Source organism: Streptomyces sp. NPDC006265, from assembly GCF_040613555.1.
GTDB lineage: Bacteria > Actinomycetota > Actinomycetes > Streptomycetales > Streptomycetaceae > Streptomyces.
In genome coordinates this window covers 1-6,284 of the sequence record NZ_JBEXSH010000530.1, presented here as the reverse complement: position 1 = coordinate 6,284, position 6,284 = coordinate 1, and the positions used below count along the sequence as shown (strand labels likewise).

The 6,284-nt window shown below is 70.0% G+C and carries 8 protein-coding genes; 5 read left to right on the top strand and 3 right to left on the bottom strand.

Annotated elements, in window-relative coordinates:
• Positions 1–78: 78 nt before the first annotated feature.
• Positions 79–312: a hypothetical protein gene (locus tag ABZ281_RS32870; protein ID WP_356661458.1), complete on the bottom strand. Its 234-nt coding sequence runs from the start codon at positions 310–312 to the stop codon at positions 79–81.
• A 58-nt stretch (positions 313–370) separates the two neighbouring features.
• On the opposite strand from ABZ281_RS32870, the gene map reads away from it, so the two are divergent.
• Entirely contained in the window at positions 371–1,228 is an 858-nt protein-coding gene (map, locus tag ABZ281_RS32865; RefSeq protein ID WP_356661456.1) for a type I methionyl aminopeptidase, read from the top strand.
• A gap of 100 nt (positions 1,229–1,328) precedes the next feature.
• Entirely contained in the window at positions 1,329–1,976 is a 648-nt protein-coding gene (locus tag ABZ281_RS32860; protein ID WP_356661454.1) for a biliverdin-producing heme oxygenase, read from the top strand.
• Positions 1,977–2,117: 141 nt separating this feature from the next.
• Here the strand turns inward: ABZ281_RS32860 and ABZ281_RS32855 are convergent, their stop codons facing one another.
• A complete protein-coding gene (locus ABZ281_RS32855; protein WP_356661452.1) occupies positions 2,118–2,255 on the bottom strand; it encodes a hypothetical protein in 138 nt (45 codons plus the stop codon).
• Between the two features lie 99 nt (positions 2,256–2,354).
• Entirely contained in the window at positions 2,355–2,999 is a 645-nt protein-coding gene (locus tag ABZ281_RS32850; protein WP_356661450.1) for a PhzF family phenazine biosynthesis protein, read from the bottom strand.
• 163 nt (positions 3,000–3,162) lie between these two features.
• Between ABZ281_RS32850 and efeO the strand changes: the two genes are divergently transcribed.
• From efeO to efeU, 3 genes are all read left to right on the top strand, one after another.
• The gene (efeO, locus tag ABZ281_RS32845; RefSeq protein ID WP_356661448.1) at positions 3,163–4,311 is read left to right on the top strand and encodes an iron uptake system protein EfeO; all 1,149 of its coding nucleotides are present in this window, start codon (positions 3,163–3,165) and stop codon (positions 4,309–4,311) included.
• 2 nt (positions 4,312–4,313) lie between these two features.
• The gene (efeB, locus tag ABZ281_RS32840; RefSeq protein WP_356661446.1) at positions 4,314–5,549 is read left to right on the top strand and encodes an iron uptake transporter deferrochelatase/peroxidase subunit; all 1,236 of its coding nucleotides are present in this window, start codon (positions 4,314–4,316) and stop codon (positions 5,547–5,549) included.
• Positions 5,550–5,553: 4 nt separating this feature from the next.
• On the top strand, positions 5,554–6,284 hold a 731-nt coding region (gene efeU, locus ABZ281_RS32835), incomplete at its 3' end, for an iron uptake transporter permease EfeU (RefSeq protein ID WP_356661444.1).

Here is a 6,284-nt window from a genome sequence, read left to right as displayed (position 1 = left end):
GGCGTCCCGCCGCCGGCTCCGGGGACACCCCGCAGACATCACGAACGCCCGGGGCCGCGGCCCCGGGCGTCGCTGGGATCAGCTCTCGTCGTCCCGGCTGCCCGCCGGGGCGTCGTGCCACTTGGGGTCGTTCTCCCACTGGAGGTTGCGCTCGCGGGCGGTCGCCATCGCGTGTTCGGCCTCCGCGCGGGAGGCGTACGGCCCGAACCGGTCCTTGTTGGGGCACTCCGGCCCCTCCTCGACCTTCTTGTGCTCCAGGCAGTAGTACCACTCACCCGGCTTGCCGACCGTCCGCTTCTTGAACAGGGCCATGACCAGCTCCTCTCGCCATCGACATGTTCCCCCATCACCGCTGGTTAGACTCGCTGGCATGTCTGGCCAGTCGCTGCTTGTCCCAGGGGAGCTGTCCCCCACCCGTTCCGTGCCCGGAAACATCCGCCGCCCCGAGTACGTCGGCAAGCCCGCGCCGACGCCGTACACAGGACCGGAGGTGCAGACGCCCGAGACCATCGAGGCGATGCGCGTGGCCGGCCGGATCGCGGCCCGGGCGATGGCGGAGGCCGCGAAGCTGATCTCCCCCGGGGTGACCACGGACGAGCTGGACAGAGTCGCGCACGAGTACATGTGCGACCACGGCGCCTACCCCTCGACGCTGGGCTACCGCGGCTTCCCGAAGTCGCTGTGCACAAGCGTCAACGAGGTCATCTGCCACGGCATCCCGGACTCGACGGTGCTGCGCGACGGCGACATCGTCAACCTCGACGTGACCGCGTACATCGGTGGTGTGCACGGCGACAACAACGCCACCTACCTGGTGGGTGACGTCGACGAGGAGTCGCGGCTGCTGGTGGAGCGGACCCGGGAGTCCCTGGAGCGGGCGATCAAGGCGGTCAAGCCGGGCCGGCAGATCAACATCATCGGCCGGGTCATCGAGTCCTATGCCAAGCGCTTCGGCTACGGAGTGGTCCGGGACTTCACCGGGCACGGCATCAACTCCTCGTTCCACTCGGGCCTGATCATCCCGCACTACGACAGCCCGCACGCGACCACGATGATCCAGCCCGGCATGACGTTCACGATCGAGCCGATGCTGACGCTCGGGACGCACGAGTACGACATGTGGGACGACGGCTGGACGGTCGTCACGAAGGACCGGAAGCGGACGGCCCAGTTCGAGCACACGCTGTTGGTGACGGACTCGGGCACGGAGATCCTCACGCTGCCGTAACCCCGCCACCCGCACCCCACAGCCCGCCCTCCCTCCGAGGGCGGGCCGCGTCTATTAAGCACCGAGGTTTTACCGACAGCGCGTCGGGAAAAGTGTGCGCATGGAATCCTTCTCGACGCTCCTTCGGACCGCTTCCCGCGAGCAGCACGAGGAGGCCAGGGGCTCGACCTTCATCGGCGACCTGCTGGGGCACAAACTGGGGGTCGAGGCGTTCGCGCGCTACACGGAGCAGCTGTGGTTCGTGTACGGCGCGCTGGAGTCCGGCGCCCGGCACCTGGTCGCGGACCCGGTGGCCGGCCCCTTCGTCCGTTCGGAGCTGTTCCGTCTGACGGCGCTGGAGCGGGACCTGGAGTATCTGCGCGGCCCCGGCTGGCGGACGGCGGTCAGCGCGCTGCCCGCCACCCTGGAGTACGCCGAACGGATCACGGCGTGCGCCCACACCTGGCCGGCCGGCTACATCGCCCACCACTACACCCGCTACCTGGGCGACCTCTCCGGCGGGCAGATCATCCGCGACACGGCCGAGAAGACATGGGGCTTTTCGAAGAAGGGCGACGGAGTCCGCTTCTACGTGTTCGAGGAGATCGGGAACCCGGCCGCCTTCAAGCGGACTTACTGCGAGCTGCTGGACGCGGTGACCGGTGACGAGCTGGAGCGGCAGCGGATCGTGGCGGAGTGCAAGCGGGCGTACGGGCTGAACAACGAGATGTTCGAGGCCCTGGGCGAGGAGTTCCCTCTGACGGCGTGAACGGGCGAGGCTCACTCGCACGCGGCGAGGGGCCCCGGTGCCGGCTCGGGAGAGAGCCGGGCCCGTCCTGCTCAGATGCCGAACGGACCGTCGTGGCAGACGGCCCCGCCCCACTCGATCTCGGCGGTCTCGGCCTTGAGCTCACCGAAGCACGGGCTGCACGCCACGGTGGCCGTTGCGGTACTCCTGACGGTCGTTGCCGGCGGAGGCCGCCGCCGCACCGGTGGCGGACAGGGCGGCGGTCAGGGCGACGACGGCCACAGCGGATCGAATGCGCATGAGATTGCTCTCGCGGTGGTGCTTGGGTCACGCCCGGAGATCCCCGTTCACCGCCGCCCTCGCACGCTGTTCCACCCGTACGGACGCGCCCCACCCGGGTCAGCGCTCGAGGTGGACCCGGCCGCCGACCTCGGTCCATCCGCCCGGCTGGGGCGCGGTGAGGATCTGGGAGCCCGCGCCCTGGGTGATGTTGAGGGCCCGGCCCAGCCGGTCGGTGAGCAGCAGGGCCGCGGCTCCGGTCGCCTCGTCCTCGTCGATACCGTCGCCCCGGCCGGGGAAGGCCCGGGCCCGGATCCGCCCGGCGGGCTCGTCCTCCCACGCCCAGGCGTACACCCACTCTCCCGGCGGAGGCACGGCCAGGTCGTCGACCTCGGCGGCGCCGCCGTACTGGCGCAGCGTCCGCGGCGGCACCCACTCCGCCCGCGCCTCGATCCAGCAGAACTCCCCGTCCTGCCGGGCCCCGACCACTCCGGCGGGCGTCACCAGCTCGGGCACGTCGAGCAGCCACGCCGTCCCGACACAGGGGTGCCCGGCGAAGGGCAGCCGCAGCGTGGGCGTGTAGATGTCGATCACTCCGCGCTCGGGATCGTCGACAAACACGGTCTCGCTGAACCCGACCTTCGCGGCGAACGCCTGCCGCTCCTCCCGCTCGGGCAGCACGGACCCTTCACGCACGACCCCGAGCTCGTTGCCGTACCCACCGTTCGGCCCGCAGAAGACGCGGAGCACGTCGTAGTCAGTCACGAGGGGCATTCTCTCCGGTCACGTGCGTGGGTCGGCGAGGCAGGGGGCGCGATGGGTCTTTTGACCTTCCCTTGACCCAATCATGACGGCGATTTTGAGCCACTTGAGTCATCCTTGGGTGCTGTCTTAGGTGAGCCTCACCTTCCTCTCTCCTGGAGCCTTCATGCGACCCGCTCGTCCCGCTTCCGTCGTCATCGCCGCCGCGGCGGCCCTGGCCGCCGTCACCGGCTGCACCGAGAAGAGCGACGCGAAGGACGGCGACCACGTGATCAAGGTGACGGCGACGGACGACAAGTGCCAGGTGTCGAAGAAGGAGTTCCCGGCCGGGCACGTCGAGCTGGCCGTCGAGAACAAGGGCTCCAAGGTCACCGAGGTCTACGTCCTCTTCCCCGACGACCGTGTGGTCACCGAGCGGGAGAACATAGGCCCCGGCACCAGGCAGCGGGTCACCGCCGAGGTGAAGGCCGGCGACTACCAGATCGCCTGCAAGCCCGGCATGAAGGGCGACGGCATCCGCCAGGCCGTCAAGGCCACCGGCGGCAAGGCCGTCAAGCACGACCCGCGTCTGGACAAGGCCGTCGCGGCCTACCGCGCCTACGCGCAAGCGCAGGCCGACGAGACACTGCCGAAGGCCGAGGCGTTCGCCGAGGCCGTCAAGGACGGCGACCTCGAGGCGGCGAAGAAGGCCTACGCCCCCTCCCGCATCGGCTGGGAGCGCACCGAGCCGGTCGCCGAGTCCTTCGGCGACATCGACCCGAAGGTCGACGTCCGTGAGGACGGTCTGGAGGACGGCCAGGACCCGGCCACCGACTGGACGGGCTGGCACCGCCTGGAGAAGGCCCTCTGGCAGGACAAGAAGATCGGCACCCGCGAGAAGGACCTCGCCGGCCAGCTGATCAAGGACCTGAAGGACTGGCAGAACCGGGTCGGCAGGGCCGAGATCACCCCCACCTCCATGGCCAACGGCGCCAAGGAACTCCTCGACGAGGTCGCCACCGGCAAGGTCACCGGTGAGGAGGAGCGCTACTCGCACACCGACCTGGTCGACTTCAAGGCCAACGTCGAGGGCGCGCAGAAGTCCTACGACCTGCTGAAGCCGGTCGCGAAGGAGAACGACGCGGCTCTCGTCACCGAACTCGACGAGCAGTTCGCGGCCCTGGACAAGCTGCTCGACCAGTACCGCTCGAACCCGACGTCGTACGACTTCACCTCCTACGACAAGGTCGGCAAGGCCGACCGCAAGGAGCTCTCGGACGCGGTCAACGCCCTGGCGGAGCCGCTGTCGAAGCTCGCCGCGGCGGTGGTGAAGTAGCCATGACGGACACCAACTCCCCTTCCCCCAGTCGCCGTTCCCTGCTCGGCTGGGGCGGCGCGGGCCTGGCGCTCGGCGCGGCCGCGGCAGGCGGAGCTGTGGCGATGGCCCGCACCGAGGACGACACCGAACCGGCCGGCTCGGCGATCGCCTTCCACGGGCCGCACCAGGCGGGCATCGCCACGCCGGTGCAGGACCGCCTGCACTTCGCCGCGTTCGACGTGACGACCGACGACCGTGAGGCCTTCGTCCGGCTGCTGAAGGACTGGACGGCGGCCGCCCGGCGCATGACGGCCGGACACGCCGTCGGCGAGGGCGCGTTCGGCGGCCTGGCCGAGGCGCCCCCGGACGACACCGGCGAGGCGCTCGGCCTGAAGCCCTCCCGCCTGACCCTCACGATCGGCTTCGGCCCGTCCCTGTTCGAGAAGTTCGACCTCACGGACCGCCGCCCGGAGGCCCTGGTCGACCTGCCGAAGTTCGCGGGCGACAACCTCGACAAGAACCGCAGCGGCGGCGACCTGTGCATCCAGGCCTGCGCCGACGACCCCCAGGTAGCGGTCCACGCCGTCCGCAACCTGGCCCGCATCGGCTTCGGCAAGGTCGTCATCAAGTGGTCGCAGCTCGGCTTCGGCAAGACGTCCTCGACGACGCCCGAGGCGCAGACGCCGCGCAACCTGATGGGTTTCAAGGACGGCACCCGCAACATCGCGGGCACGGAGACGGACCGCCTGAAGAAGTTCGTCTGGGTGGACGAGAAGGACGAACCGGCCTGGATGGCGGGCGGCAGCTACCTCGTGGCCCGCCGCATCCGCATGCACATCGAGACCTGGGACCGCACCTCGCTCCAGGAGCAGGAGGACATCTTCGGCCGCGACAAGGGCGAGGGCGCCCCGGTCGGCAAGGCCAAGGAGCGCGACGAGCCGTTCCTGAAGGCGATGAAGCCCGACGCGCACGTCCGGCTGGCGCACCCCGACACCAACCACGGGGCGACGATCCTGCGCCGCGGCTACTCCTTCACCGACGGCACGGACGGCCTCGGCCGCCTGGACGCGGGCCTGTTCTTCCTGGCCTACCAGCGCGACGTCCGCAAGGGCTTCATCCCGATCCAGCGCAGCCTGGCCGCCGATGCGCTCAACGAGTACATCCAGCACGTGGGTTCGGCGCTCTTCGCCGTCCCGCCGGGCGTCCGCGACAAGGACGACTGGTGGGGCCGGACGCTGTTCTCGAAGGAGGCCTGAGCACGTGTTCTCCAACTACCTGATCGGTCTGCGCGAGGGCCTGGAGGCGAGCCTGGTCGTCTGCATCCTCATCGCCTACCTGGTCAAGACGGACCGCAGGGACGCCCTGAAGCCGATCTGGGCCGGGATAGCCGTCGCGATCGCCCTCGCGTTCGGCTTCGGCTGCGCCCTCGAATTCGGCTCCCAGGAACTGACATTCCAGGCCCAGGAGGCCCTGGGCGGGTCCCTCTCGATCCTCGCGGTCGGGCTGGTGACATGGATGGTGTTCTGGATGCGCCGCACGGCCCGCCACCTCAAGTCGGAGCTGCACGGCCGGCTGGACGCGGCGCTGGCGATGGGCACGGGCGCGCTGGTCGCCACGGCCTTCCTCGCGGTGGGCCGGGAGGGCCTGGAAACGGCCCTGTTCGTCTGGGCGTCGGTCCACGCGGCGAGCGACGGCACGCCCCGCCCGCTGCTCGGCGTCGCCCTGGGCCTCCTCACGGCAGTCCTCCTGGGCTGGCTGTTCTACCGCGGCGCGCTGCGCATCAACCTCGCGAAGTTCTTCACATGGACCGGCGGCATGCTGGTGGTCGTGGCGGCCGGTGTCCTCGCCTACGGTTTCCACGACCTCCAAGAGGCCGACTTCCTGCCCGGCCTCACCGACAAGGCCTTCGACATCTCCGGCACGATCCCTCCGGACAGCTGGTACGGCACGCTCCTCAAGGGCGTCTTCAACTTCCAGCCCGACCCCACGAC